This is a genomic window from Fischerella sp. JS2, from assembly GCF_032393985.1.
GTDB lineage: Bacteria > Cyanobacteriota > Cyanobacteriia > Cyanobacteriales > Nostocaceae > Fischerella.
In genome coordinates this window covers 3,417,904-3,444,545 of the sequence record NZ_CP135918.1, presented here as the reverse complement: position 1 = coordinate 3,444,545, position 26,642 = coordinate 3,417,904, and the positions used below count along the sequence as shown (strand labels likewise).

General features: G+C 40.7%; 22 protein-coding genes. 13 read left to right on the top strand and 9 right to left on the bottom strand.

Translation table 11 applies throughout. The annotated features are described in order from the left end of the window. Positions 1 to 177 precede the first annotated feature (177 nt). Complete coding sequence (locus RS893_RS14465) at positions 178 to 1,365, bottom strand: iron-containing alcohol dehydrogenase family protein (RefSeq protein WP_315791770.1); 1,188 nt, start codon at positions 1,363 to 1,365, stop codon at positions 178 to 180. A gap of 393 nt (positions 1,366 to 1,758) precedes the next feature. Here RS893_RS14465 and RS893_RS14460 point away from each other — a divergent pair, with 393 nt between their 5' ends. Continuing rightward, positions 1,759 to 2,247, top strand: coding sequence for a peptidoglycan-binding protein (locus RS893_RS14460; RefSeq protein WP_315791769.1), 489 nt, complete (start codon positions 1,759 to 1,761; stop codon positions 2,245 to 2,247). Positions 2,248 to 2,374: 127 nt separating this feature from the next. Here the strand turns inward: RS893_RS14460 and RS893_RS14455 are convergent, their stop codons facing one another. Continuing rightward, positions 2,375 to 2,902, bottom strand: a complete 528-nt coding sequence (locus tag RS893_RS14455) for a Ycf51 family protein (RefSeq protein ID WP_315791768.1) — start codon at positions 2,900 to 2,902, stop codon at positions 2,375 to 2,377. Positions 2,903 to 3,141: 239 nt separating this feature from the next. Here RS893_RS14455 and RS893_RS14450 point away from each other — a divergent pair, with 239 nt between their 5' ends. From RS893_RS14450 to RS893_RS14425, 6 genes are all read left to right on the top strand, one after another. Then, positions 3,142 to 4,317, top strand: a complete 1,176-nt coding sequence (locus tag RS893_RS14450) for an aminotransferase class V-fold PLP-dependent enzyme (RefSeq protein ID WP_315791767.1) — start codon at positions 3,142 to 3,144, stop codon at positions 4,315 to 4,317. Positions 4,318 to 4,467: 150 nt separating this feature from the next. Next, on the top strand, positions 4,468 to 5,547 hold the full coding sequence (locus RS893_RS14445; RefSeq protein WP_315791766.1) for a glycosyl transferase: 1,080 nt from the start codon (positions 4,468 to 4,470) through the stop codon (positions 5,545 to 5,547). A 587-nt stretch (positions 5,548 to 6,134) separates the two neighbouring features. Beyond that, on the top strand, positions 6,135 to 6,548 hold the full coding sequence (locus RS893_RS14440) for a secondary thiamine-phosphate synthase enzyme YjbQ (protein ID WP_315791765.1): 414 nt from the start codon (positions 6,135 to 6,137) through the stop codon (positions 6,546 to 6,548). Positions 6,549 to 6,659: 111 nt separating this feature from the next. Next, positions 6,660 to 7,463: a Nif3-like dinuclear metal center hexameric protein gene (locus RS893_RS14435; protein WP_315791764.1), complete on the top strand. Its 804-nt coding sequence runs from the start codon at positions 6,660 to 6,662 to the stop codon at positions 7,461 to 7,463. 351 nt (positions 7,464 to 7,814) lie between these two features. Continuing rightward, a complete protein-coding gene (locus tag RS893_RS14430) occupies positions 7,815 to 8,030 on the top strand; it encodes a hypothetical protein (RefSeq protein WP_315791763.1) in 216 nt (71 codons plus the stop codon). A 682-nt stretch (positions 8,031 to 8,712) separates the two neighbouring features. Next, positions 8,713 to 9,024 carry a DUF6679 family protein gene (locus tag RS893_RS14425; RefSeq protein ID WP_016868657.1) on the top strand — a complete coding sequence of 104 codons (312 nt, stop codon included), beginning with the start codon at positions 8,713 to 8,715 and terminating at the stop codon, positions 9,022 to 9,024. Between the two features lie 65 nt (positions 9,025 to 9,089). Here RS893_RS14425 and RS893_RS14420 read toward each other — a convergent pair whose 3' ends face one another. Together RS893_RS14420 and aroA are read right to left on the bottom strand one after the other, a co-directional pair. Further along, the gene (locus RS893_RS14420) at positions 9,090 to 10,757 is read right to left on the bottom strand and encodes an MBL fold metallo-hydrolase (protein ID WP_315791762.1); all 1,668 of its coding nucleotides are present in this window, start codon (positions 10,755 to 10,757) and stop codon (positions 9,090 to 9,092) included. A gap of 697 nt (positions 10,758 to 11,454) precedes the next feature. Continuing rightward, positions 11,455 to 12,807: a 3-phosphoshikimate 1-carboxyvinyltransferase gene (gene aroA, locus RS893_RS14415; RefSeq protein WP_315791761.1), complete on the bottom strand. Its 1,353-nt coding sequence runs from the start codon at positions 12,805 to 12,807 to the stop codon at positions 11,455 to 11,457. A 631-nt stretch (positions 12,808 to 13,438) separates the two neighbouring features. Here aroA and RS893_RS14410 point away from each other — a divergent pair. After that, positions 13,439 to 13,903, top strand: a complete 465-nt coding sequence (locus tag RS893_RS14410; RefSeq protein WP_315791760.1) for a hypothetical protein — start codon at positions 13,439 to 13,441, stop codon at positions 13,901 to 13,903. A 405-nt stretch (positions 13,904 to 14,308) separates the two neighbouring features. On the opposite strand, the gene RS893_RS14405 is transcribed toward RS893_RS14410, so the two are convergent. The 3 genes from RS893_RS14405 to RS893_RS14395 form a co-directional block, all read right to left on the bottom strand. Next, positions 14,309 to 14,980: a response regulator transcription factor gene (locus tag RS893_RS14405; protein ID WP_315791759.1), complete on the bottom strand. Its 672-nt coding sequence runs from the start codon at positions 14,978 to 14,980 to the stop codon at positions 14,309 to 14,311. Positions 14,981 to 15,225: 245 nt separating this feature from the next. After that, the gene (gene era, locus RS893_RS14400) at positions 15,226 to 16,137 is read right to left on the bottom strand and encodes a GTPase Era (protein WP_315791978.1); all 912 of its coding nucleotides are present in this window, start codon (positions 16,135 to 16,137) and stop codon (positions 15,226 to 15,228) included. A 359-nt stretch (positions 16,138 to 16,496) separates the two neighbouring features. After that, positions 16,497 to 17,627: a succinylglutamate desuccinylase/aspartoacylase family protein gene (locus tag RS893_RS14395; RefSeq protein WP_315791758.1), complete on the bottom strand. Its 1,131-nt coding sequence runs from the start codon at positions 17,625 to 17,627 to the stop codon at positions 16,497 to 16,499. Between the two features lie 305 nt (positions 17,628 to 17,932). On the opposite strand from RS893_RS14395, the gene RS893_RS14390 reads away from it, so the two are divergent. The 4 genes from RS893_RS14390 to RS893_RS14375 all read left to right on the top strand — a co-directional run bounded on the left by RS893_RS14390 (position 17,933) and on the right by RS893_RS14375 (position 22,170). Continuing rightward, positions 17,933 to 18,982 carry an LD-carboxypeptidase gene (locus RS893_RS14390; RefSeq protein WP_315791757.1) on the top strand — a complete coding sequence of 350 codons (1,050 nt, stop codon included), beginning with the start codon at positions 17,933 to 17,935 and terminating at the stop codon, positions 18,980 to 18,982. An 88-nt stretch (positions 18,983 to 19,070) separates the two neighbouring features. Further along, on the top strand, positions 19,071 to 20,177 hold the full coding sequence (locus tag RS893_RS14385) for a methyltransferase domain-containing protein (RefSeq protein WP_315791756.1): 1,107 nt from the start codon (positions 19,071 to 19,073) through the stop codon (positions 20,175 to 20,177). Beyond that, positions 20,177 to 20,830 carry a glycosyltransferase family A protein gene (locus tag RS893_RS14380; protein ID WP_315791755.1) on the top strand — a complete coding sequence of 218 codons (654 nt, stop codon included), beginning with the start codon at positions 20,177 to 20,179 and terminating at the stop codon, positions 20,828 to 20,830. Before RS893_RS14385 ends, RS893_RS14380 begins: the two co-directional genes overlap by 1 nt. A gap of 20 nt (positions 20,831 to 20,850) precedes the next feature. After that, the gene (locus RS893_RS14375; protein WP_315791754.1) at positions 20,851 to 22,170 is read left to right on the top strand and encodes an ABC transporter substrate-binding protein; all 1,320 of its coding nucleotides are present in this window, start codon (positions 20,851 to 20,853) and stop codon (positions 22,168 to 22,170) included. Between the two features lie 81 nt (positions 22,171 to 22,251). Here the strand turns inward: RS893_RS14375 and RS893_RS14370 are convergent, their stop codons facing one another. Next, positions 22,252 to 24,324 (bottom strand): S9 family peptidase, encoded by a 2,073-nt coding sequence (locus RS893_RS14370; protein WP_315791753.1) that lies wholly within the window; start codon positions 24,322 to 24,324, stop codon positions 22,252 to 22,254. A gap of 25 nt (positions 24,325 to 24,349) precedes the next feature. Further along, positions 24,350 to 24,985: a hypothetical protein gene (locus RS893_RS14365; RefSeq protein ID WP_315791977.1), complete on the bottom strand. Its 636-nt coding sequence runs from the start codon at positions 24,983 to 24,985 to the stop codon at positions 24,350 to 24,352. 396 nt (positions 24,986 to 25,381) lie between these two features. On the opposite strand from RS893_RS14365, the gene hemE reads away from it, so the two are divergent. Then, entirely contained in the window at positions 25,382 to 26,437 is a 1,056-nt protein-coding gene (gene hemE, locus RS893_RS14360) for a uroporphyrinogen decarboxylase (RefSeq protein ID WP_315791752.1), read from the top strand. The last annotated feature ends 205 nt before the right edge of the window (positions 26,438 to 26,642 follow it).

The following is a 26,642-nucleotide window of genomic DNA, read 5'->3' as shown; positions in this document are numbered from 1 at the left end:
GTTCCGATGCAGTTAATTTATTTAGTTATTAGTTAGTGGTTAGTGGTTAGTAGTTAATAGTTGGTGGTTAGTGGGTAGAGACGCGATGTTCCTCGCGTCTGTACATTAGTGGTTAGTAGTAATTCCTCCACCTCTCACACTCCCCATCTCCCTTATCCCCGATCCCCGATCCCCAATTTAGTGTTCAACTTGTTCATGAATTTCTCTCGTTGAGACACGATGAATAGAATCTTTATTATCTACTGGTGCAGTAGTAGAAACCATTGCCGCCATTAATTGTTCTAATGTGACTTTAAACGGTAGCCTATGAATGTCAGAATTAGGAGTAAGGGCTATTTCTGCCGCTTTTTGCAACTCGCCCAAAGTGACACAGTTCAACCCTAAATCACTAAATGTCTGCGGCAGTCCAATTTCGGCATAAAATTTCAATAATTGTTGCCGTGCTGCTGCTGCTAGTTGATTGCCTTGGATCATCTCTTCTAAACGCAGTTGCACTAAAATACCATAGGCAACCTTTTCACCGTGAATACTGCCACTTTTACAAATGTGCGTTAAACCATTATGTACGGCGTGAGCGGCAACAGTGCGACACTGAGCGCCACCAACACCACCAATCACCCCAGCTAATAAAACAGTGGCGTCTACAACTTGCTGCCACACTTCGCTTCCGGGTTGTTGAAGGGCAAGAGCAGATTTTTGGAAGAGGATATCTCGCAATACCCGTGCTTGTTGCACAGCAGCAATAGTTAAAGTTTGTTCCGAGTGTCCACTACTAACTGAAGCTTCATACCACTTCGCGATCGCATCTCCTATACCCGCTACTAGAGTGCGTGGTGGTGCAGTGAGAATTAAATCATAATCAAGAATCAATAAATCAGGACAGCGATCCAATACCACATCATATAAAAAAGCCCCCTGAGCAGAGTACACATTCGAGAGTGCAGTCCAAGCAGCACAGGTAGCTGCTGAAGTCGGAATTGTTACCACTGGTAAGTGCAACTGATGTGCAAGCAATTTTGCTGTATCCAGCGCTTTTCCGCCACCTATGCCGATAATTACATCAGCTTTATGTTCCTTAACCGCAGCCCTTAAAGCTTTTAGACTCGCTTCGCTACAATCTGGAGTATACTCACTAAAGGCAAATTGTAACTGCTGCTGTTCCAACAGTGGTTGCAGATGGGGTTGGATGGCTTTTTGGGTATGATTGCCAGTTACAATCAATGGACGATGACCCAAGCGGGTAATTTCCTCAGATACCTGTGTCAAGATTTGAGAACCACGGATTACTTTTGCTGGCGCTACCGTTAGCGGTATTAACAAAGGAGGAGTTTGAGTAGACAACTTTTCTGAAAAATGAATAGGCATATAACTAATGAATTAACAGTAACATTTCTAGATATTTTGGAAAACTTCTCAATATAAAAGATTGCTTATAATCTTCAGACTACCTACTACTGTGAGTAAAAACAGGTTGTAAAACCTGCCTTTAATTGCAAGTTTTGTAGCAGTTTTGATAAGTAAATTAATATTTTAACCAAATAATAATCAATTATGTATTATAAAACACAAAAAATATACTTCTTCAAGTACAATCAGTGCGCTCTTGAGGAGATAGTGTGATGCTGAGGCACTGGACTAGCTCTTTTATACCGGGTAAAGGCTTCCGTAAAGTAACGGTTGAAGTACCCCACTTGAGTGATGCAAGTTGATGCTTAAAAAATTACACTGTAATAAATACCGCTCCCAAGGAGTAGGAATATGCAATTAACAAGTGATAGCGGCAACAGCATACCAGAAATAGCACAGCCTAAGCAAAACAAACCAGAGTTGCAATTAGGTTCCAATGGTGAAGCGGTGGAGGAGCTACAACAACTTTTAACTAATTTAAGTATTTATGCTGGTAAAATTGATGGCGTTTTTGAAGAAATTACACAAGAAAGCGTCAGACAATTTCAGCGTCAAGTTTTTTTGCCAGAAGATGGCATTGTTGACGATAATACTTGGCAAGCATTGTACAAAGGAGGGCCAGTAAATTTACCGAAATTGCAAAAAGGCAGTCAGGGAGAATTGGTAATGAAGGTACAACGTATTCTGAAATCTACTCAAGATTATGTAGGCTACGTTGACGGTGAGTTTGGATCAATTACAGAGTCAGCCGTGCAAAGCTGGCAAGTACGTAATAATCTCCCTGACACCGGCATTATTGATGAAGTTACTTGGTGTACTTTAAGCCAAATTCCACAATAGATGAAATGGTTAGTAGTTGGTTGTTAGTTGTTAGTTGTTAGTGGTTATTGGTTAGAATTCAGTACCAGCCGCAGTAAGCAATAGAATTTGAGAACTGATAACTGATAACTGAATTACACTTCCTATCCTAAGATGAGGAATTAGATTTTGGCAGTTGGGCAAATTTATCTTGGTAAATGTCAATTGTCATTTGTGGATCTTCACGACTAGCAAGCGATCGCTTGACTTGACCTAAATAGAGTGGTACTGACACTCCTGGCTCCGGATGTATGATTGTACGAGCGCGAATAGTCAACTGGTTGTCACCAGGTCTACCTAAGCGACCGTAAGAATATAAATCACTGGCTGCTTGGCGTAAAGTTGCTTCTAATTGGGTAGGACTGATTTGAGGAGAGATAGCAATTACAGTTTGTGTTGAACCATTATCGTAGACCAAATTGTACCGTACTGCTCCCGGAATGACTGTGCGTGTCAAAGGTGCTAAGGAGAGGGAAAATAAACCAACTGTCAGCACTAGCATAAAGCCTGTTGTACCCACTAGCCGAAAGCGCAGACCCCATTTAAAAATAAAACCCAAGACTGCTAGAACAGCAAATACTAAGGTGATAATACCTGACCATTGGGCGTATTGGATAAAATCAGCTTGTGAGAACATAGATATAACTTAAAAAACTAAGGTAGGAAATTTCAAAACCTACTAGTTACACCCAGAAATTCTACACAATTTCTGGGTGTTACGTTTGCGGTGAAGTGGGATCGGGAGGTGGGGATTAGGGGAGATGGGGAGTGTGGGGAGTATGTAGACACGCTCATAGGCTTAAGGTAAGGGTGGAGTGTGAGGAGAAAATGACTAATGACTAATGACTATTGACCATTGACTATTGACCATTGACTATGAACAGGTTGCATCTTTATCGACAGCAGTTTCCAGCTTTAGAGAATAAAACTTATTTTAACTATGGTGGTCAAGGTCCAATGCCTCAAGTGGCAATGGATGCGATTACTCAAGCTCAAAATTATATACAGGAAATCGGGCCTTTTGGCACTGAGGTAGGTAGTTGGATTGATGAGGAAACAAAAGCTATTAAAGTAGCGATCGCTGCTGAGTTACATGTGCCTCCCGCAACGATTACAATTACTGAGGATGTCACTGTTGGTTGCAATATTGCTATGTGGGGTATCGACTGGAACTCAGGAGATCACCTGTTATTAACTGACTGTGAACATCCAGGTATTGTAGCCATCGCCCAAGAAATCGGACGCAGATTCGCAGTTGAAGTTACTATCTGTCCTTTGATAGCAACGTTAAATGACGGTGATCCAGTGGCAGTTATTGCCCAACACTTACGCTCAAATACCCGCTTGCTAGTTTTAAGTCATATCCTCTGGAATACTGGTCAAGTTTTACCTCTTGACAAAATTTCTAAAATATGCACAGCTAATCAAACTAGACTTTTAGTAGACGCTGCCCAGTCTGTTGGTTCATTGCCATTGAATTTAACTGAATTAGAGGTAGATTTTTATGCTTTTACTGGTCACAAGTGGTTGTGCGGGCCTGGCGGTGTAGGCGGTTTATACGTACGACCCCAAGTGAGAGACAGTTTAAAACCCACATTTATCGGTTGGCGTAGCATTATTACAGACAGTCAAGGTAAGCCTGTAGATTGGCATCCAGACGGAAAACGTTATGAAGTTGCTACTTCTAACTATCCGCTTTACGCAGGCTTAAGGCAAGCGATCGCCATTCATCAGCAATGGGGAACAGCACAAGAACGCTATCAGCAAATTTGTCATCACAGCGAATACCTGTGGCGACGTTTAGCAGCGCTACCTAATGTGATTCCCTTGCGGACATCGCCTCCTGAGAGTGGTTTAGTCTCGTTTCAACTTACCCAAAAGACTCCCCAAGCTCATCGACAACTAGTAGAGTTTTTACAATCAAAAAAAATATTCACTCGCACAATTGCTGATCCAAGTTGTATACGTGCTTGTGTCCACTACTTTACACTTGAGTTGGAAATTGACCAACTAATTGAAGGAATTCAGGAATGGTTATTAGTTAGTAGTTAGTAGTTAGTGGTTAGTGGTTAGTGGGTAGAGACGCGATGTTCCTCGCGTCTGTACATTAGTAGTTAGTAGTTAGTAGTTAGTAGTTAGTTATTAGTTGTTAATGACTTACTACTCCTCCCACTCCCCACACTCCCCATCTCCTTATCTCCAATGAAACGTCCCATTTTATACATAGCGATTACTAATCACGGTTTTGGTCATGCTACTCGCAGCGCAGCAGTTGCAGCCACTATCCAAAAGTTATGTCCAGAAATCTTACTAATTATTGTGTCAACTGCTCCACGGTGGTTACTAGAGTCTTACATTGAAGGTGATTTTATTCATCGTCCCCGTGGATTTGATGTAGGTGTGGTGCAAAAAGATAGCTTGGCCATGGATAAAGCAACAACATTAGAAAAGTTGCTAAATATTAAAAAGAATCAAAACTCTATTATTGCTTCGGAAGTCAACTTTATTCGCCAAAATCGTGTGCAGCTGATTCTGGCAGATATTCCCTTTTTAGCGACAAAATTTGCCAAAGTTGCTGGTGTTCCCTGCTGGATGATAAGTAATTTCGGCTTTGATTTTATTTATAGAAGTTGGGGTAGCACCTTTAGTGAGGTTGCTGATTGGATTAGTGATTGCTACAGTCAATGCGATCGCTTGTTTCGTCTTCCTTTTTATGAACCAATGGCAGCATTCAGCAATATTACTGATGTCGGCTTAACGGGTGGTTCTCCCCATTACTCTACCGAGCAAATTCGAGCCATTTGGGGGATTACTGCACCAAAAGAAAAAACCATCTTACTTACTTTTGGTGGTTTGGGTTTGCAACAAATTCCTTACAAACATCTGCAAAAATTTTCAGACTGGCAATTCATCACCTTTGACCAATCGGCCCTAGATTTACCCAATATCATCAAAATTGATGATCATAAATACCGCCCTGTGGATTTTATGCCTATTTGCGGGCGAGTTGTCTCTAAACCTGGTTTCAGTACTTTTGCCGAAGCCACTCGCTTAGGTGTACCAATCGTATCTATCACCCGTGATGATTTTGCAGAAGCAGCCTTTTTGTTAGCAGGGATTTCTCTGTACAATCAGCATCAAATCCTGACGCCATCAGAATTTTTTGATGGTAATTGGGAGTTCTTACTGCAACCACTCCAACAACCACTTTCTTCAGAACCCATTGCAAAGGATGGTAACGAAGCCATTGCCCATGAGGTTTTAAGTTTTGTTGGTGGTTGATTGTTTTTTGGAATGTTTCACTACTAACCACTAACCACCAACAAATAACTAAATTAATATTAAAAATCCTCTGCCCTAGAAGAGCGGAGGAATGTGAAGTACCATACCTTGTCTTTGACGAAGGTATGGCTTCGCGTCTCATTCGCCGTTGCCACGTTGGGGATTCCTATTGCTAGGAGTTCGGGACTAAACCCGATGATGGCCTTATACAGCGTCTTTCGGTTTACACCGTTTATCCTCTCAAGGAGGAACCCGCGCAGCCGCCTGTCTTCCACAGACAGTTTGACTTTTATTCAAGAATTCGCAGCTCGTGTGCTTAATTCGTAGATGTCCCTGATGAATCTGTTGATGCCAAAAGTGAGCAGAAGCACTCACTAATTACCCTCAGTTTAACTAGCAAGCAACAACAGAACAACCGTAATTTCCACTAGTGTGTAACAATGCACAGATACTCAATAAGTAATTACCGTATTCATATGCAGTTTCTAAAAGTCTTTAATCAGAACTGGAGGAAAATTATGAATGATAAATTAGAGTTAGGAGATTATTGTTCCTCTAGTACAAGCCTAGAATTGATAGTTATTTAGATGGCTCACTACCAAAAGTTGCTCAGAATTTCCACCACTGGCAAATCCTTGCACAACATTACCGCCAAAATTGAAGCCATAGTCGCAGAGTCAGGAGTTGAAACAGGACTTTGCACTTTGTTTTTGCGCCACACTTCTGCTAGTTTGCTGATACAAGAAAACGCTGACCCAGATGTACTTAGAGATTTAGCAAATTTTATGGCAAAACTTGTGCCAGAATCAGCTCAGTATATTCACGATACTGAAGGATCAGACGATATGCCAGCACATATACGTACCGCCCTCACTCACACATCAGAAACCATCCCCATTAACAGAGGCCACTTAGTTTTGGGAACTTGGCAAGGCATCTACATTTGGGAACATCGCCAACATAGTCATAATAGGGAATTAGTAGTTCATATTTCTGGGTAGCTGAGTGGGGAGGTGGGGAGGTGGGGAGATGGGGAGGTGGGGAGATGGGGAGTGTGAGGAGAATAAATAGTAACTTTTGACTAATAACAATTGACCATTGACCATTGACAAATGAAAATCGCTGATTTAGTAGCTTGGTTTGAAGAATGGGCAAATCCAGCTTGGCAAGAAAGCTGGGATAATTGTGGCTGGCAAATTGAACCGGGTGTATTAAAGGAACAAGCAAGGGTTCTAGTTTGTCTGACACCGACTTTGGCAGTGATGGAGGAAGCGATCGCTTATCGAAAAGCTGGTATCTCTGTAAATCTAATTTTTGCCCACCATCCCCTTATCTTTAATCCGCCAAAGTCTCTGTGCGGTGGCAACCCGATTGCGGAAATGGCGCGGTTAGCTTTTACCCACAATATTGGTATTTACACTGCTCACACTAATTTTGATCAAGTTCAAGATGGTACTGCTGATGTTTTGGCGCAAATCTTGGAACTTGAACAAGTTTCTCCAATAGTACCCACACAAGCAGGTTTGGGTTACGGGCGTGTTGGTGTTTTACAACCTGCTTTAGGATTGCGGAATTTACTAACAATAATTCAATCTCGGCTAAACTCTCCTTCTGTGATTGTTTCTCCTACAGTAGATTTGCAGCAAAAAATTAACAAAGTAGCAGTCTTAGGAGGTTCGGGAGCAAGTTTTATCTCGGCAGTAGTCAAAACTGGCGCTCAAGTCTATCTAACTTCTGATTGTAAGTTTCATCAGTTTCAAGAAAGCCGCGATCGCGGTTTAATTTTAGTTGATGCTGGTCATTATGCTACCGAACGTCCTGCTTGCGCTCGTCTAGTGCAGAAGTTCTGTACCTTAAATCTCGATTGGGTAGAGTTAAGTCAACAAGATGAGGATTTCCGCTTGTTTATTCGATGAACTACGTGTAATCTTATTTGCTCATCACATCCTCAGCGTATATAAAATTAAAAATTTTAAATATTATAGTAGTTTATTGAACTCTTTCTATCTAGAATTAATACTTAATTTATAGTATTAAAATTTACCAAAATAGAACGAATATAAATCAAATATAGAAAATTTTAATCGAACTAAAATATACAAAATACTCGTCTTAGAAGCGCTTAGCAACGGTTAGAGAAGAGATGTGATTTTAATCACATCAAATTTCAACTCCAATCACTTATATTTGCTGATCTGTATCAACTCAATAAAGATGAATTTATTCCACAGTAGAGAAAAGAATCGCCAAATTATGCTCTAATCACAATGATCCGCGCACTTATTGAATCTGCTTTTGAAACAGGATATCTTAGTGTTGAATCCGAGGGTCTTCTTCATCAAATGCTGGCGACAAAAAGCTATCAGCCAGAGGATTTAACCGCCCTTTCAATATTATTAGATGCTGTTCGTGCGGGTCGTATTAAGCGAGAAGCTTCTTCAAATCTGGTCATGGAATGTCCCAAATACTACAAAAGAAACTAATAAGCAAAACTCAGGGAAACCCTTGACCTATTGACTATTGGCCTTATGGGGCTTTATGCCTCCAAAGCGTGAAGACAGTCGCTACAACCCAATGTCAAGTGCTACAATGCTCTTAACCTGTAGATTAGCACACTCAACTCGTACTGTAGGATGCTGCCTCATCACCGCAAAGGCTCATTTTTGACTTTTTATTAAGCATTAGTTGTTTAAAAGCATGAAGGTTACTAGAGAATAAGCTAAGATCAATTACGTAGGGATAAAAGTAAAGCCGAGTCCCCAGACTTCCCAGCAATGCCAATGAATACAAGTAGGCAACTTCGACAACTGCAACCTAAGCTTGTTTTTAAGTATCTTTTATTACATAATGATACTAAGGACTCACCAGCGAATACTATCGACCTGGTCAGCTTAACTCCTGAATTATGTGACTTATGTGAGATGAACATTCCCTGAATGGCCTCAACAGGTGGGGTTAAGTTGGTGAAATAAACACAAGCCAACTTTAAATTGATGATTCAAAATTTCCATTGGTTGATAACCACAAGCAAGTCTTGGGTTTGGGTCAAACAGAGCATCTTTAATAAGGGTTAATTTTCATCAACCCAAAAAGAGTGCTATAAATTGGGGAATAAAACCCAGATGTTAACAGATTTAACTAGATTTAAAAAGGCAGAAGCAGTAGATGCTACACCGCAAGATTTATCAACTGTGTTGCGATGGGCGGGAGGTATGTGTGTTCTTGCGGGACCAGCAACGCTGGATTGAACGCGCCCGCATCATCGATATAGAGGGAGATTTAGTTACCCTACGCTATGAAACAGAAGAAGACGAGGAAATCTGTTCTTGGGAGGAAATGGTTCGTCTTGAAAGTATTGGTGCCATAACTCAGAAATTAGCTTCCGTGCCGCGTGGCAATGTTGAACCTTTGTTGACCGAAGACTGTCCAGAGGTAGAACGTATCCGCAATCGTTACACAGATTCTAATCCAGACTAGCTGGTTGGTGGTTAGTGGTTAGTAGACCTACTAACTACTAACAACTAACTAATAAATAAGTACTATTAACTATCACTGCCACGCTCAAAAGCTGGACAGTAACCATCAAGGGTTACTTTGAAGTTATATAAAGGGGACGCGGGATTCCAGCACCGTTGTCCCCTTTGATGTCGGCAGGTTCCGCAGCAGTCTACATCAGACCACACATAGCGATCGCTACTTTGATTCAAAAGTTCTCGTTGTGACAACCCCCGCAATACTAGTTCTTCTCCTTGCCAACGGGCTTCTATTAAACCTGTATCAGCAAATTGTTGCCAACGGGGATCAGCTGTAATCGCATCAGGAAGGGCAATCGTTACAACCGTTTCTAACTCGGTGAGTTCACCTTCATAATTCGTTTCTGGCGCAGCTGGTTGTAAAAATGTTTCACCAATCAGTAGTTCTACCAATGTCCCTACTTCTGGAGAATGTACGTGGTAACGATTTTGCAATTCCTCCAAGCTAGTCAAGTCTGCCAAATAGGTAGGAGAAGCATGAACAAAGATGACATGCTGAGGTCGCAAATTATGAATTAGTTGAGTAGTACCGGGGCCATCACTATGTTGGGCAAGTAGATAGCTTTCAAGAGTGACAATTCCGGGAAACTGTTCATAATTAATTTTTATGTCAGTTTTTTCTGGTAAGAGAATCAGCCAGGGCCCTGTATCAGGTTGCATGTACTGACTCAGGTCAACTGTAGAGTCGGTGACGATAATACAAGGAAACTTACCGACAGTTGCACGCTGGTGTGGCTGCAAACGCCGGACACGAGGACGTATCCGTTCATCCCAAAATAATGGTTGATGACGGGCAAAATTTTGTACCGAGGGCGGAAAGTGGGGTAATAACTCTAAATAGGCATCACAGCCAGTAGCAACAGCACCGTTAACCCAGATATCAAGGTCACGACCTGTAAAGTGATGATGGCTGCGTAAAAGCATTAATAGTTCTTGACCCAACCCTAAAGCAGGTGTAGGCATAAGTACAGAGTAACGGTCAGCGATCGCCCGATTAATTCTTTCTGCTAGTTGATTTTCTTGGTTACGACGGTGAGGGTGACGAGAAGTACCATACGTCCCTTCAATAATTAGCACATCTAACTCCAATCCCCGCAATTCTTCTAAGCGCAAACCCTCCACTAATCGTGAGTTAGATAAGAAAAAGTCACCAGTATACAATAACTTATAGGTACGCTGTGGGGTAACATAGGTAAATAGAATTGCCGCAGCCCCTGGTAAATGTCCCGCCGGAAATAATTCCACCACCAGACCATCTTTTACTTCTAGTGGCGATCGCAAAGGCAAAGCCTGACAAAATTGTGATAATTCTTGACTATCTTGATCAAGCCAATTTAACGGCAGTAACTTACTAGTTACCTCACTAGCGTAGATGGGTAACAGAGGAAAAGCTTGATGTAGTGTCAGCAAACCCCTGGCGTGATCTGGGTGAGCATGACTTACAAAAACAAAGTCAGCAGGTAGAGGCGAACTACCCCGCCGTGCTGACTTTGTAACTTCTTTCAGAATAGGCGAAATATCTGCCAAACCACAGTCTAGTAAAAAGCGGTGTGGTCCCATTCGCACTAACAAACACACACCTTCATCAGTGTGGTTGACACCATAGGGTACACATTCTAACTCACTTGCTACTTCCCCTGAATCCATACGCGAGGATACTGACAGACGATCGCTCATGCTTTCCTCCCCGCCGAACTCATTTTTATGAATATTTCCAACAAACCAAGAACTTTTACGAAAATATTTATCACTTTATCTAGGGGCTAATTTCCTAACTTACGCCCCTACGCCCTTGGAAAGCGGATTTGCTGTGGGGGAGGAAGTCTTCACAGAACAGTTATCAGTTATCAGTTCTATTACCTGGGTTGAGTCTTCCACTATGGGGAGGGTCAGTACCAAAGCTTGATCACTGTTTACTGATTTAAGAAAACGTGGGTCATCATGAAGTCCTGATTAGACAGATTAGGGGCGATTGCCTTTAGCTGTATTTCTATCAATGTGCAGAGCCATTGCCGTGGTAGTTGTCAGAATCGTAGAACCCGTTTTTAGTGCCAAAGAACAAGCATGATACAGTAAAAATTGCAGTCAGTGCGATTAATATTAGCTTTACATCCATTTTGCTTGTTGCCCTCTACTAAAATACTTTCTTCTATTATTAAGTGATTCCACAAGCGAGGGTAATCACAGGACAGTCTCTACCATTTTTATGTTAATTGTACAATGAGTCAATTTACTGCTCTCAGTCCGATTGTAGAATTTTTCTTTGAGACTGTCTATCTGTTCGGGGAGCGAGAGGTGGGGAGTGTGGGGTGATGGGGAGGTGGGGAGAATAAAAGTGATTAATGACTAATGACGATTGACGATGGACTATTGACTATTGACTGATGACTGTTTTCAGGGTGGGGACAAAATTTGGATAGGAGATACTTGCTGCTTCTGCACGTTGGATGGTAGTTGTACCAGTGGCAGCTAAAGCAGCGATCGCTAAACTCATGGCAATGCGATGATCTGTATAACTATCTACATCTGTTCCAACTAGGGGAGTTCCACCAGTGATTTCCATCCCATCAGTTAGTTCAGTTACTTTTGCTCCCATCTTATTTAGTTGCTGAGCCATAACAGCAATGCGATCGCTTTCTTTAACCCGTAATTCTGCCGCATCTTTGATTACAGTTGTACCCGTAGCAAATACTGAAGCTACTGCTAAAATTGGGATTTCATCAATCAGCCTGGGTATGATTTCCCCAGCAATTATGCAACTTTGTAAACGACTGGAACGCACCCGCAAATCGGCTACTGGTTCACCAGCAACTTCCCGTTCATTCAACCTTTGAATATCTGCCCCCATCATTGCTAAAGCTTCTAAAATACCTGTACGAGTCGGATTAACGCCGACATTCTCAATCACTAACTCGGAATTTGGTACAATTGCCCCAGCTACTAACCAAAAGGCTGCGGAACTGATATCCCCAGGAACAATTACTGTTTGTCCAACTAGTTGAGCAGGGCCTGTAATTGTCACACTATGAGTTTGGGGATCAATATCTAATTTTGCCCCAAAGGCCCTGAGCATTCTTTCACTATGATCGCGGGAAAGGGCTGGTTCAGTCACAGTAGTTTGTCCTTGTGTTAGCAAACCTGCCAGCAAAATACAGGATTTGACTTGAGCAGAAGCAATAGGAGAGTGATAATGAATTGGTTTGAGAGCCTGTCCAGAAATGGCCAAAGGTGCTAAAGAAGCGTCTTTACGTCCCCAAATTTGCGCCCCCATCTGTTGTAGTGGCTTAACCACACGAGACATCGGACGCGATCGCAAAGAACTATCACCTGTAACAGTAAAAAAGCGTCCTGGATGGGATGCTAATAATCCCAACATTAATCGTATCGTTGTACCTGAATTACCAGCATTCAACACATCTGTTGGTTCTTGTAAATTGCCCAAACCAATACCTGTAACTGTTACAAGTTCACTATTCAACTCAGAAATTTCTGCCCCCATTGCTTGGAAACAGCTAGCAGTGCTGCAAGGATCTTCACCTAAAAGTAACCCTTTGATTTGGGTTTGACCTTGAGCGATCGCACCCAACATCAAAGCACGATGAGAGATAGATTTATCTCCCGGAATCTGAATTTGACCTTGTAAAGATAATCCAGAAGTATACGGCTGAATAATTAAGTTTTGCGAAACGTTTTCTTTAGTTTCTAAGGTGATAACAGAATGCGACATTAGGATAAACTGACTTGTGACTGCATCGGAAGTTGACCGATAGCAAAAGCTTTAACAGTTATCAGTTATCAGTTATCAGATACCAATTGATCACTGAATAACTGTTCACTGCTCACTGAATTGAGCTACTGCTAGTTACTTCCTCGCTAGTATCCTATCGCTTTCTTTTGCATGAAAATTAATCAAATACGCTCAGAGTCTATTTAAGTACTAAACAAAATTAATTACACATTCTCTATAAATATGTTCCTTGTTCCCAGTTCCGCTTTCCCTGTTCCCTGTTAGTCAGTAGTGTTTGAATACTTCAGGAAGTCACGTTTTGCGCTTCTACAACGAGTCTGACTTCCTTATAATGTTACCAGCAAGTTTCCCTGAGCTAAAAGCGGTTTAAGTACAAGTGTATTTACTTTAGTTACAACACATTGCAACCACGTAAACTATCATTTGCGAAAGCTAAATTTAGAAAAAGCCCCATCAAGGCTGCATAGATTGGTATCTTAGCTTGTTTTAAACCCAATTTGTCCAGTTGATCCAAGTCTAGCTAAACAAGGTTCCGTTGCTTACCATTAATTGTCGATCACCTGATATTTGATTTCGTTTTACTCCTTAGCTTCTAGCCTCTATCGCTCCCATGCTGACACATCACCGCAAGCCCGTGTGCTTATCACTTATTTCTACAGATCTGCCACTCTGGTCTGTTGTTGAAACTGCCGCAACACTGTATCAAAAAGATCGCGATCGCTTTCATTTACTGTTGACAGCACCGACTGTAACCAACAGTAAAGAGGCACTAAATTCCAGTAGTCCCAGGGTATTATGGCTGGAGATTTCCCCTTACCGAGTTACTATGACTATGCAAGGTAATGCTCAGTTGAGTTACCGACATTTTTGGGAACGGGGTGTATACGGCATTACCCGCTATTGGTTGCCAAATGAGTCCCTACAACCCAACCAACCAATTCGCTTACGTAATTTTACTCGTAACCTAACCCTAAACGGACACCCACTGCCAGAACATTTACGAGTGGAGTATGAGTTATGGGCAGGAAAAGTCCAATTGGGATGCTATATTCTCAATTTGGAAATACATCATTGATTTGTTGTTGGTTAGTGGTTAGTGGTTAGTGGTAAAAAACTACTAACTACTAACTGCTAATGTACAGACGCGAGGAACATCGCGTCTCTACCCACTAACTACTTCACCCAATGAGATGATATCTACTGGGTGAGGTGCTATCACTGCTGTCAGTTCTACACTGGAAATCTTGCGGAATTTTGGGCAAACTCATGTTCTTGTTGATTTTCAACACTGACAGCAACAACTGGATTCCACATAATTCTCGTCCTGAATCCGAATCTCATTTCAATATGAGTAATAGATGTCGTCACACTGCTTGTCAAATTGCAGAAGATTTGCAACGTGTTCAAGACAATTACTATCTAGAACGATGTAATCTCTTTTAACTAAAATATTTTTGTTCACTGATAACTGTTCACTGATTTAAACCAATCCGGAACGCAAGGCTACAACAGCAGCCTGTACACGATCATCAACAGATAATTTATTCATGATTCCCCGGACATGAGTTTTCACAGTGTTGGGGCTGAGGTAGAGTTTTTCAGCAATCTCTGGGTTGCTATAGCCTTCTACCATCAGTTTCAAAACTTCTAATTCGCGTTCAGAAAGATGGGCTACATTGCTTTTAGGGGAAGGTGGTTTGAGATTTTCAATTACTTGTCTGGCAATTTGGGGATCAAGGTAAGTTGCACCTTCCACAGCAGCTGCGATCGCACTTAAAAGTCGCTCTACACTAGCTCCTTTAATACAATATGCATCAGCGCCACTAGATAAAGCAGCAATAATTTCCGTTTCTGTTTTATGAGACGTCAGCATCACCACATGAGTGTTGGGTAATGCAGCTTTGATTTGTTGTGTCGCTGCAATTCCATCTAAACGGGGTAAGCCAATATCCATTACTACTACATCTGGTTTGAGTTTCAATGCCGCTTGTACACCCAAATAGCCATCTTCAGCTTGTCCAATAATTTCCAACTGGGGATGCGCCATCAGCGACTGTTCTAAACCCAATAGCATCATCGGATCATCTTCAATGATTAATACTTGTAATGGTGCAGCATCTGGAGGCAGATTAATAGAAGTATCAATAGACATAATTAATTTTGTTAATCGTCAATTGTTAATTGTCAATTGTTATTGGTTAGTAGTTAGTTATTTATCCAAACAACAAACAACAACCCTACCCTTCAAGAACCCCTTGAAGGGGAACGGGTACTCTACTTTGAAGCCGCCCTTTGGGCGTCTACGCCAGTCCCCCTACCCTTACCTTAAGCCGTGTAAAGCGCGTCTACGTGACGGGAACCGCCTTTTTGGGGGGCTGGACTCACCAACAATCAACTTTACTCTTCTACCCGATATCCGAATTCTGCTAAACGAATGCGTGACTGACGCCATTTTGGTTGCACTTTCACAAATAATTCTAGGTAAACTTTGCCTGCAATTAACTTTTGAATTTGTTCTCTGGCTGCACTACCAACGGCTTTCAGCATCGAACCACCTTTACCAATGAGAATTCCTTTTTGAGAATCACGTTCGACGTGAATCGTGGCTAATACGCGGGTAATAGTTGTTGTTTCTTCTACTTTATCGATGGATATTGCTACAGAATGGGGAATTTCTTCGCGCGTTAACAGCAAAATCTGTTCTCGAATTAATTCGCCCATGATAAAGCGTTCTGGTTGATCGGTAACTAAGTCGGGAGGATAGTAGTAAGGCCCGGGTTCTATATTTTGAATTAGTAATTGTTGTAATTCGCCTAATCCTGTACCTGTTTTGGCAGAAAATTTTACCGTCTGCCATTGATGAGCATTTGCTAACTGCGTGTAACTTTCATCTATAGCCAAGGAATTAGCTACCTGTTGGTCGATTTTGTTTAGACCTAAAATTACAGGTGTGCTGCTGCGACTCAGTAAATCGGCAATGTAGCGATCACCTGCACCACAAAAAGTTGTAGCATCAACTACAAATAGCACCACATCCACAGATTCAATCGCTATTTTGGCATTTTGCACCAGCACTTCACCCAACTGATGATGAGGTTTATGAATTCCTGGTGTATCCACAAAAATTAATTGTGCCTCTTTTGTGGTTAATATGCCCCGCAATCGATTGCGTGTAGTTTGGGCTACTGGTGATGTAATGGCTATTTTTTGTCCAACTAACTGATTCATCAACGTAGATTTACCGACATTGGGACGACCAACAATACCGATAAAGCCTGACCTGAAACCAGGAGGAGCCTGTGGAATCATTACTTCCCCTGCAAAAGAGAAGATATCATTATTACTACTATTCACCTGTGACTCCGTTTACTCTACGTTTGCAATTAGTAATATGGTGTGTAGAGACAAAAGAAACATAGAATCACCCTGACGTTTTTAGCTATTGCCTTTGCTTAAGTTTAATCTACTACTAAATATATTTAACTACCTAAATATATTTCACATACCAAATATCAAAGCATTTGGCTTAGACAATGTTACGAATCACTAACAAAGCTAAACTAAATAATACCCTAGTTCCAACTACCTAAAACTACCTATAGGATAGATATTTATTTATGAATATATATATTTGTGCATTTTTATCCCGCCTTCTGCCCTCTACCTTCTTAATTAATCACTCCCAACACAAACTCCCCTTCATTTACGGCTTGATTAGTTGCAACATCATAAACTAATCCATCTTGTTCAGCGTAAATGTCACTTATCTGAGGTAATTTACCTTCTTTATTGAAACTCAGAATTTGATAAAGCTTTTCTCCAGCTTTAATTTCACTGCCTAACTCAACTCTCGCTTGAATCATTCCACCGACAGGGGCATAATATTTCCTAATTTGACTTCTGGCTCTAAAAGTCATTTTGTGAGATTCACTCTTTGCTAAAGGAAAGCCAGCAATTTTAAGTACTCCTTTGGATGCTAAATAGTTTTTGATTCCTAAAATACCTTTGGCTACTGAATCAAGATTCATTTGCATACCCATACCTAACTCAAGTGTCCAGGCTTCTACTTCAAACTTGATATTTCTTCCTAGTTCTTTCAAATATTTTTCTAATGCTAACCAAGGCTTAATAAATGCTTCATCAAAGGCATCTCCGTCATATTCATCAAGTACAATCCCAAAATTCAGTAAAAAGTATTTAGCACTGTCTTCTCGATTGGGAAAGTAATAAAGGTAATTTAAACCTTGATTGGTAGAACTATGTAAATCAATTAAGTAATCAGCATCTAAACTTAGAGATTGTAGTTTGTAGCGAAACTTCTCAGTATAAGGTACGCTACTGGGAGAATTAATTTTTTCTAAAAGTTCAGTAAATTTTTGCTGAATTAAGGCAAGATAATTTTGTTTGACGACCTCCGAATTTAAATGAAGTTGAGATTTAGCAAATATAGCTAAATCATCAGCTTCTTTTTCGTAATCCCAAAATATACGGTTCCAATCTTTCGCTTCGTAAAGACAGTATCTACCAGGAGAAAAGTGATGTATACGTGTATTCGTTCCCATCGGATTACAAACAGGAACTAACCAAATTTCGCCAATTAAATCAGTATCATTTAGTGTCAATAAAAATTCAATGAATTGGTGAATTACTGCATTACCAGCTATTTCTGCACCATGTAGATTAGATTGAATGTAAACTTTTTTGCCTGGATAAGTGCCAGTAAATTTATATAATTGCAGTGACAAAAAATCACCAGAAGCCATCTGGCGTAGAGGAATTGTAGAAATAGTAGGTTGCATTTTAAGTAACAGGAAAGGGGGATGGGGTGGTGGGGTGGTGGGGTGGTGGGGAGATGGGGAGAAAACAATTCAAAATTCAAAATTTAGGAAGAGGGTGTGGGGAGTGTGGGGAGTGTGGGGAGTGGGTACTGGACATGGTTAACAATTGCTAACCACTAACCAACAACCAACCATCAACAATCAACAATCAACCACCAACCAACAACTAAGTTCTCATTATTCTTTTGAAGTTGAGATTTTCTTTGTGATAACTTTATGGTTCATGTCTTAGTGATTCCATCTATTCCTTAAATCTCAATTTATCAATGCAATCTCAAGTTATCATTCCGCCACCCCTGCAACCTAGTGACTTACTACGAGTTATTGCGCCTAGTGGTGCTTTACGAGAACTTACAGCATTTGAACAGGGAGTAGAAATTTGGCGATCGCGCGGCTACCGACTAGAAGTAATACCAGAGATTGATGACAAATGGGGATACTTAGCCGGTAAAGATGAGACTCGTCGTCACCACCTAGCATTAGCATGGCAAGATCCTGAATGTCGCGGTATTCTCTGCGCCAGAGGTGGTTTCGGTAGTACCCGAATTTTGGAAAATTGGCATTGGGGAGTAGGGACAGTGGGGAGGAGGTGGGAAGAACCGGAGGTGGGGAGAACCGGAGGTGAGGAGAGTTTCACTCTAAGTTCTCCTTATCACCCCTACCCTACGGGAAGCCGAGTAAAGCGCGTCTACACCCCATCACCCCATCACCCCATCACCCCAACTTATTCTCCCAAGTGGCTGATTGGCTTTTCCGACATCACCGCTTTACTGTGGAGTCTTTATCAGGCGGGAATTTCTGGTGTACACGCGCCTTTGTTAACCACGATCGCTGATGAACCAGATTGGTCAATTCAACGTTTATTTGATTGGGTCGAAGGACGTTCCCTTCCTTCCTTAAAAGGTTGTGGTTGGGGAGGTGGTATAACTACTGGTATCTTGCTACCTGCTAATCTGACTGTGGCTACCCATCTTTTGAGTACACCCATCCAACCGGATTTAGATGGTGTCATCCTGGCTTTTGAAGATGTGACAGAAGCCCCCTACCGGATTGATAGAATGTTGACGCAGTGGCGCCTGTGTGGTGCTTTATCTAAAGTTCGTGGTATCGCTTTGGGTAGCTTTAGTAAATGTGAAGCACCATTAGGTATTCCTAGTTTTACAGTGGAAGAAGTTTTGCGCGATCGCTTGAGTGATTTGGGTATTCCTGTTGTCTCGGATTTACCCTTTGGTCACGAAGCACCAAATGCAGCATTACCAGTAGGTGTAAAGGTGATTTTAGATGCAGATCAAGGCATATTGGATATTGTCAGATGAACTGTAACTGTTGTCGAGAGAGATCCAGAAATAGCTTATAATACGCACGTTGTCCTCAAGTGTTCAAATATTTTGAGGAATTAATTGCATGGCTAAACAATATGTATCTACCGCTTATTTACAGCAGCATGACAGCAAGCTGTATGCTATTTTTGCTTGGAGCCAAAGACAAGCGGAAATAATTCCAGCAAAATCATGGTTGACTGTAATGGAGATATTTGTTCATGAACATTCTTTAGAAAAAGCCTATCAAATATTTCAAGAAATTAAATTAGCTCCAACTGCCAATCAAATCATAGATGAAATCAATAAATACGCAGATTTACTTTCCAATGCTATAGTATTTGTAGCAGATAGCCAAATTACAATTTATGGCAAAGGTTTTCGGAGTTTTATCGAAAAAGATATGCAGTTTGAACTTGGTTCATTAAGTCGAAAAAGTTACCAAGTTCTCCTACAATTATTTACTCATCTACAATTAGAAGATGACTTAGAAAAAATTCAGAATATAAAAGACTTTTTTAAATTAGTAGAAAAACTAGAAAATTTAGGTTTATTATCTCCTGCCACAGGCTCTATTAATTGGGGAGATTTAAAAAAGACAGTTCCTATTTGTCAAGCATTTGGATTGACAAGAGGAACTCCTGTGGATCGCTACTATCTCCGGAAATTTATTGACGAGATTCATGCACAAGTAGTTGGCAATATTTTGGAAGTAGGTGGGACTCCTAAAGATAAAGATTTCTATCAAATGAATCCGGGTAGTTCCTATCGGATTCTTAACTTAGAATCAGGGCCAGAGGTAGATATAGTTGGGGATGTTCATGATGTATCTATGATCGAACCAAAGTCTTTAGATTCAGTGATTATCTTTAATGTTTTAGAACATTGTTACGCACCCTGGATTGTCATTGAAAATATTCATACCTGGCTAAAAAAGGGTGGCAAATGTTTTGCGATGGTTCCAAGTGCGATTCGAGTTCATGCTACCCCGCTGGACTATTGGCGGCCTTTACCAGATGCTTTTGCTTGGATGTTTAGAAATTTTTCTCGACAGAAATTGTATGTTTATGGCAATCCGATTACTGTCATAGCTAGTTATCATGGTATTGCCGTCGAAGAATTAACCCCCAAAGAACTAGACGCTTTTCATCCAGATTATCCCGTCGCAACTTGTATCGTAGCTGAAAAATAATGAGTAGTATAATTTTCGACTACACACCCGAGATATCAATAATTCTATGTACTTACAACCGAGCAAAATATTTAAATAACTGTATTGATAGTGTTATTAATCAAACTTTTAAAAATTACGAATTGATTGTAGTTGATGACGGTAGCCAAGATAATACTTTTGAGATTGTCAATTTTTATCTTCAGCAGTTCCGGAATATTCGCTATCTTAATCATCAAAATCGCAAGTTAGCCTACTCTAAAAATGCTGGAATACAAGCATCATTCGGTAAGTACATTACATTTATTGATAGTGATGATACTTATCAACCAAATCATTTAGAATCCCGACTTCAATTTATGCAAGCTAACCCAGAAATTGATTTGATACAAGGAGGATTTGCAAGTGATGAAGAAATTTGGGTAGCAGATTATTTTCAACCAGGAAAAACAATTAATTTAAGGGAATGTGTCTTAGGTCCTACTTTTTTTGGAAAAAGACAGGTATTTTTTAATTTGCATGGGTTTAATAATATTGCCTATGGAGAAGATACAGACTTGTGGGAACGGGCAGAAAAAATCTTTAAAACTTACAAGTTAACTGAACCGCAAACTTATAACTATACAAGAGCAGAAACAAGTATTACTAAGAGTGTATTAGAAAAATTATCCTAAATATATATAAACTGCTGAGCATGAACATAAGATTTTTAATCTGCCAAATTAGAAATTATGTACGCCAGTTTATGAGTTCGGCTTGGCAAATTTCAATTGTGGGAGTTTGCTTATGTTTGTTATTATTTATATATGGTTGTCAAGCTACACAAAATAATGACAATGGAGTTATTCATCTGACACTTTGGCAAGGAATTAATCCCCCTGTCAATCGAGATGTATTTCAAAAATTGGTGGATAAGTTTAATCAAACTCATCCAAATATTCAAGTAGAATCTATTTATGCTGGTCAGCTTGACCAACAATTACCGAAAGTATTAACAGCAGTGGTGGGTAATGTTCCACCCGATATTCTGACATATTATCCGCAAATTACAGGTCAGTTGATAGAGTTAGGTGCAATTCGACCTCTAGAAGATTGGTTAGATAAATTGCCCATAAAATCAGAAATTATTCCAAATTTATTTGAAGAATTACAGTTAAATGGTCATACTTGGTCAGTACCACTGTATACCAGCAATATGGGTATTTTTTACCGACGGGATCTATTTAAAGCTGCGGGAATAAATGAACCACCGAAGACTTGGGAAGAATTGCGACAAGTTGCGAAAAAATTAACTTTAGATCGTAATGGTGACAACCGTCCCGAACAATACGGCATATTATTACCCTTGGGAAAGGGAGAATGGACTGTGTTTAGTTGGTTTCCTTTCCTATTTGGTGCTGGGGGAGAGGTAATCAAAAATAACAAACCAGATTTGATGAACAAACAAGCGATCGCAGCTTTGCAATTCTGGCAAGATTTAATTAAAGATGGTTCAGCTAAATTATCACCCCCAGAACGGGGTTATGAAGAAGATAATTTTACCTCTGGTCGCGTGGCTATGCAAATTACTGGACCTTGGACTTACATCATGAAATCTGATGTTGATTTTGATGTCTTTCCTATTCCTGGAAAATTGCAACAAGCTACAGTAGCTGGTACTGGTAACATGTACGTCATGAAAACCACACCAGAAAGAGAGCAAGCTGCACTCAAGTTTCTTGAGTACATGTTGAGTGAAGAATTTCAAACTGAGTGGAGTATTAGTACAGGTTTTTTACCAGTAAATATTAAATCTGCTCAAAGTCAAGCTTTTGTGGAACTTATCAACCAAAAACCAGTGTTAAAAGTCTTTTTAGAGCAAATGTCTGTGACACGCGCTAGACCAATAATTGCTGGATATAGTCGTCTTTCTGATAGTCTGGGGAGAGCTATTGAGGCGACTTTGTTAGGTGAATCTCCCGAAAAGGCTTTAAAAGCTGCTCAAGAACGTTTAGATATGATTTGGGGGAAGTAGGAGATTGGGAGGAGTGTGGGGTGATGGGGTGATGGGGGTGAAGATGTTCTCCCTTGTCCCCCTTCACTTATCCTCTATCCTCTATCCCTTTTGTACTCCCAATCTATCCAACACAAAAGCATACTCAAACGCCAGTTCTTTGAGACTTTCGTAACGTCCAGATGCGCCACTGTGTCCTGCACCCATGTTGATTTTCAGCAAGAGAATGTTGTTATCTGTTTTGAGTTCTCGTAGTTTTGCTGTCCATTTTGCAGGTTCCCAATATTTAACGCGCGCATCATTTAATCCAGCTGTAATTAACATATCTGGGTAATCTTTAGCCTCGACGTTATCGTAGGGTGAGTATGATTTCATGTAGTCGTAATAGACTTTATCGTTGGGATTCCCCCATTCTTCCTGTTCCATTGCTGATAAAGGTAAAGAAGTATCTAGGATGGTTGTGACTACATCTACAAAAGGCACATCCGCAACTACTACTTTAAACAAATCTGGGCGTATATTGACTACTGCTCCCATTAATAAACCGCCAGCACTACCACCGGAAATAGCAAGTGCATTACTTGTTGTCCACCCTTGGGAGATAAGATATTCTGCACAGGCAATAAAATCTGTAAAGGTATTTTTTTTGTGCAAAAATTTGCCATCTTCATACCATTTGCGGCCCATTTCTCCGCCGCCACGAATATGAGCGATCGCAAATACAATTCCCCGATCTAACAATGTCAATCTAGTTGAGGAAAATGATGCCGGGTAATTTGCCCCATAAGCACCATATCCAGTTAGATACAAAGGATTTTTGCCATCTTTTTTAATTCCCTTTTTATAAACAATAGATATGGGGATTTGTGTACCGTCAGGAGCCGGAACCATTAATTTTTCACTGTTATACTGGGTTCTGTCGTAGCCTCCCAAAACTTCTGTTTCTTTTTTCAGTTCCCGCTCATTTGTTTCCATATCGTAATCAAATACAGATGGCGGCGTAATTAAAGAAGTGTAGTGTATCCGCAAAGTAGTAGTGTCAAATTCCGGGTTACTACCTTCAAAAAATGAGTAGGTTGGTTCGGGAAAAGTAATATTATGTTCTTCTCCACTCCTCAGGTTTTGTACCCTACCAGTTGGTAATCCATCCTTGCGTTCGTAAATAACCAAGTGATTGGCAAACAAACTAATTCCTGATAACATCACATCTTCCCGATGGGGAATAACAGTTTGCCAATTATCTTTACTTGGTGAATTTACCGGAGTTTTCATTAACTTAAAGTTAATTGCTTGTTCATTTGTGACTATATAAAAATCATCACTGTGATGATCAATGTCGTATTCTACCCCTGTAGTCCGGGGACGAAATAACTGAAAGTTTCCGGTAGGATGATTAGCGTCTAAATAGTGGACTTCTGAGGTGATTTTGCTCCCTAAGCTCAACAAGATATAAGCTTGGCTGCGAGTTTTGCCCACTGCTAAATAATAAATATCGTCCGGTTCGTGATAGATAAGAATATCTTGATTAACATCTGTGGCTAATGTATGTCGAAATAACTGAAATGGACGATTGGCATCATCTAATTTCGTGTAAAATACAGTTTGATTATCATTCGCCCACGCCAAAGAAAAATAAGTATCAGAGATACTTTCGGGATAAAGTTGACGAGTATTTAAATCCAAAAAAAACAGTGTATATCTTTCAGAACCAGTTGTATCTACCGAATAAGCTAATATTTGATGATTAGGGCTAACTTGTAGTACTCCGATACTAAAAAAATCATGCCCTTGGGCTAGTTCATTTTGGTCTAGTAGTATTTCTTCAGAAGCATCAAGACTACCTTTTTGGCGACAGTAAATTGGATAAGCTTTACCCTCTTCTGTGCGCGAATAATAATAATATTCATCTTTACGATAAGGCACGGAAAGGTCTGTTTCTTTAATGCGAGACAGCATTTCTTCGTATAGCTGTTGTTGAAAAGCTTCCGTGTGCTGCATCATAGCTTGGGTGTAAGCATTTTCTGCTTTCAAGTAAGCGATCGTTTTTGGATCTTGGTGATCGCGCATCCAAAAGTAATTATCAATCCGCCTGTCACCGTGTAACTCTAATACATGCGATCGTTTTTCAGCTACGGGTGGAGTAACTGTTGTTTGTGAGGAGTCGATTTTATTCATCTTGTTTCACCTGAGTTTGCTGCAACTACTGACGTGCAGTGATGCGGCGGGAGTAGATTTTCAACCTGCAAAAGCCAATGGCTGGAATAACTCCTAAAATAATTGCCGTCAATGCTTGTCCACTTAAATACAATATCTGAGCGCGACTGACTTCTGGAATCAGGTCTTGTAAAAAAGAAAGCAACCAGACAAAGATACTGATGCACAAATATGAAAATGAAGGCAGAAAATTCCACCACCAAGCACCTGCGGTCTTCCGCCGCAATACTAACCACTGGAGAAATCCTAGCCAAATTCCAGACAAAACATAGGAGATTGTTGATAAACTTCCAAAAAAGATGACATCCTCAAAAGATAAAGTTTTATTCAAGGAGTTAGCTATAGATGAAATATACTCAATCCATGCTGTAGAGACATTATTAGCAACCAACCAACCAACGCTGGTAGCAAGTACCCACAACCACCATGCAGATAGATAGCGGCGCAAGACGAGTGCTTGATCGGCGGCGAAAATCATCGCAAACACAACACTACTAATAGATTTTACCCATCCATCCCATGAGGGTTCTTGTTGCAGCAGACCTGGCGAGAGTGTTTGTAGGAGATATTTTTCGATAGCGATACTAGCAATTCCACCTACAACCCATCCAGTGAAAGTCATCAGGGTAAATTGGATAAAAAATTTACGTCGCTGCGATCGCGGTATTAAAAACCTCAATACTGTTGTACCAGTGCTAGAAATATAAACCTGTCCAGAGGGTATATTGGACTCTATTTTCATAGATATTCAAGTAAAAATATTGACGATCAAGATTAAATACTGAAATTAGAATAAGGTAAAAATAAAAAATGTAAATATTTATGGTTGGTAGTTAGTAGTTAGTAGTTAGTGGGTAGAGACGCGATGTTCCTCGCGTCTGTACATTAGTAGTTAGTAGTTAGTAGTTAGTGGTTTAACTACTCCTTACACTCCCAATCCCAACTTGTCTGAAAAACCGCAAAGCTGGAATGATAAGCTAAACAATGACATAAATAAAGAGTTTAGGATGAGTTATTAATGGGTATTTCCTCTAATGATCCCCTTCTCCTTAGGGCAGCTCGTGGTGAAGTTGTAGATCGTCCGCCAGTATGGATGATGCGGCAAGCGGGACGATATATGAAAGCTTATCGGGATTTAAGGGAGAAATACCCTTCGTTTCGTGAACGATCTGAAATTCCAGAAGTGGCGATCGAAGTTTCCTTACAACCTTGGCGGGCTTTTCAACCAGACGGTGTAATTTTATTTTCTGATATTGTGACACCATTGCCTGGTTTGGGCATTGACATGGATATTGCTGAAGGGAAGGGGCCAATTATTCACTCTCCCATCCGTACTCAAGCACAAGTTGATAACTTGCTTCCCCTAGATCCAGAAAAGTCCTTGCCGTTTATCCAAACTATATTGCAAGCACTGCGCCAAGAAGTAGGCAATAAATCAACGGTGTTGGGATTTGTAGGTGCGCCGTGGACTCTAGCAGCTTACGCTGTAGAAGGAAAAGGTTCTAAAACCTATTCCATAATCAAAAACATGGCATTTTCTGATCCCACAATTCTGCATCAGTTTCTGGAAAAACTTGCAGATGCGATCGCTACCTACATGCGCTATCAAATTGACTGTGGCGCCCAAGTTGTGCAAATGTTTGATTCTTGGGCAGGGCAATTAAGTCCCCAAGATTATGAAACTTTTGCTTTGCCTTATCAACAGCGAGTTTTCCAACAAGTTAAGGAAACTCATCCAGATACACCCCTAATTCTATTAGTTAGTGGTAGTGCTGGTTTATTGGAAAGAATGGCAAAATCTGGTGCAGATGTAATTACTGTAGACTGGACAGTAGACATGGCAGACGCCCGGGCAAGATTGGGCAAACACATGAAAGTGCAAGGAAATCTTGATCCTGGTGTGTTGTTTGGATCTAAGGAATTTATTCGCGATCGCATTCTTGACACTGTTCGCAAAGCTGGTAATTGGGGTCACATTCTTAACCTTGGTCACGGTGTTCTCCCTGAAACCCCAGAAGAAAACGTCGCCTTTTTCTTTGAAACTGCCAAGCAACTTAATGCTGTTAGTTGTTAGGAGTTGGTTGTTAGTTGTTGGTGAGACCAGCCCCCCCACAAAGGCGGTCTCCGTCACGTAGACGCGCTTTACGCGGCTTAAGGTAAGGGTAGGGGGACTGGCGTAGACGCCCGAAGGACGGCTTCAAAGTAGAGTACCCGTTCCCCTTCAAGGGGTTCTTGAAGGGTAGGATTGTTGGTTGTTATCCCTCTTATAAGAGAGCAGA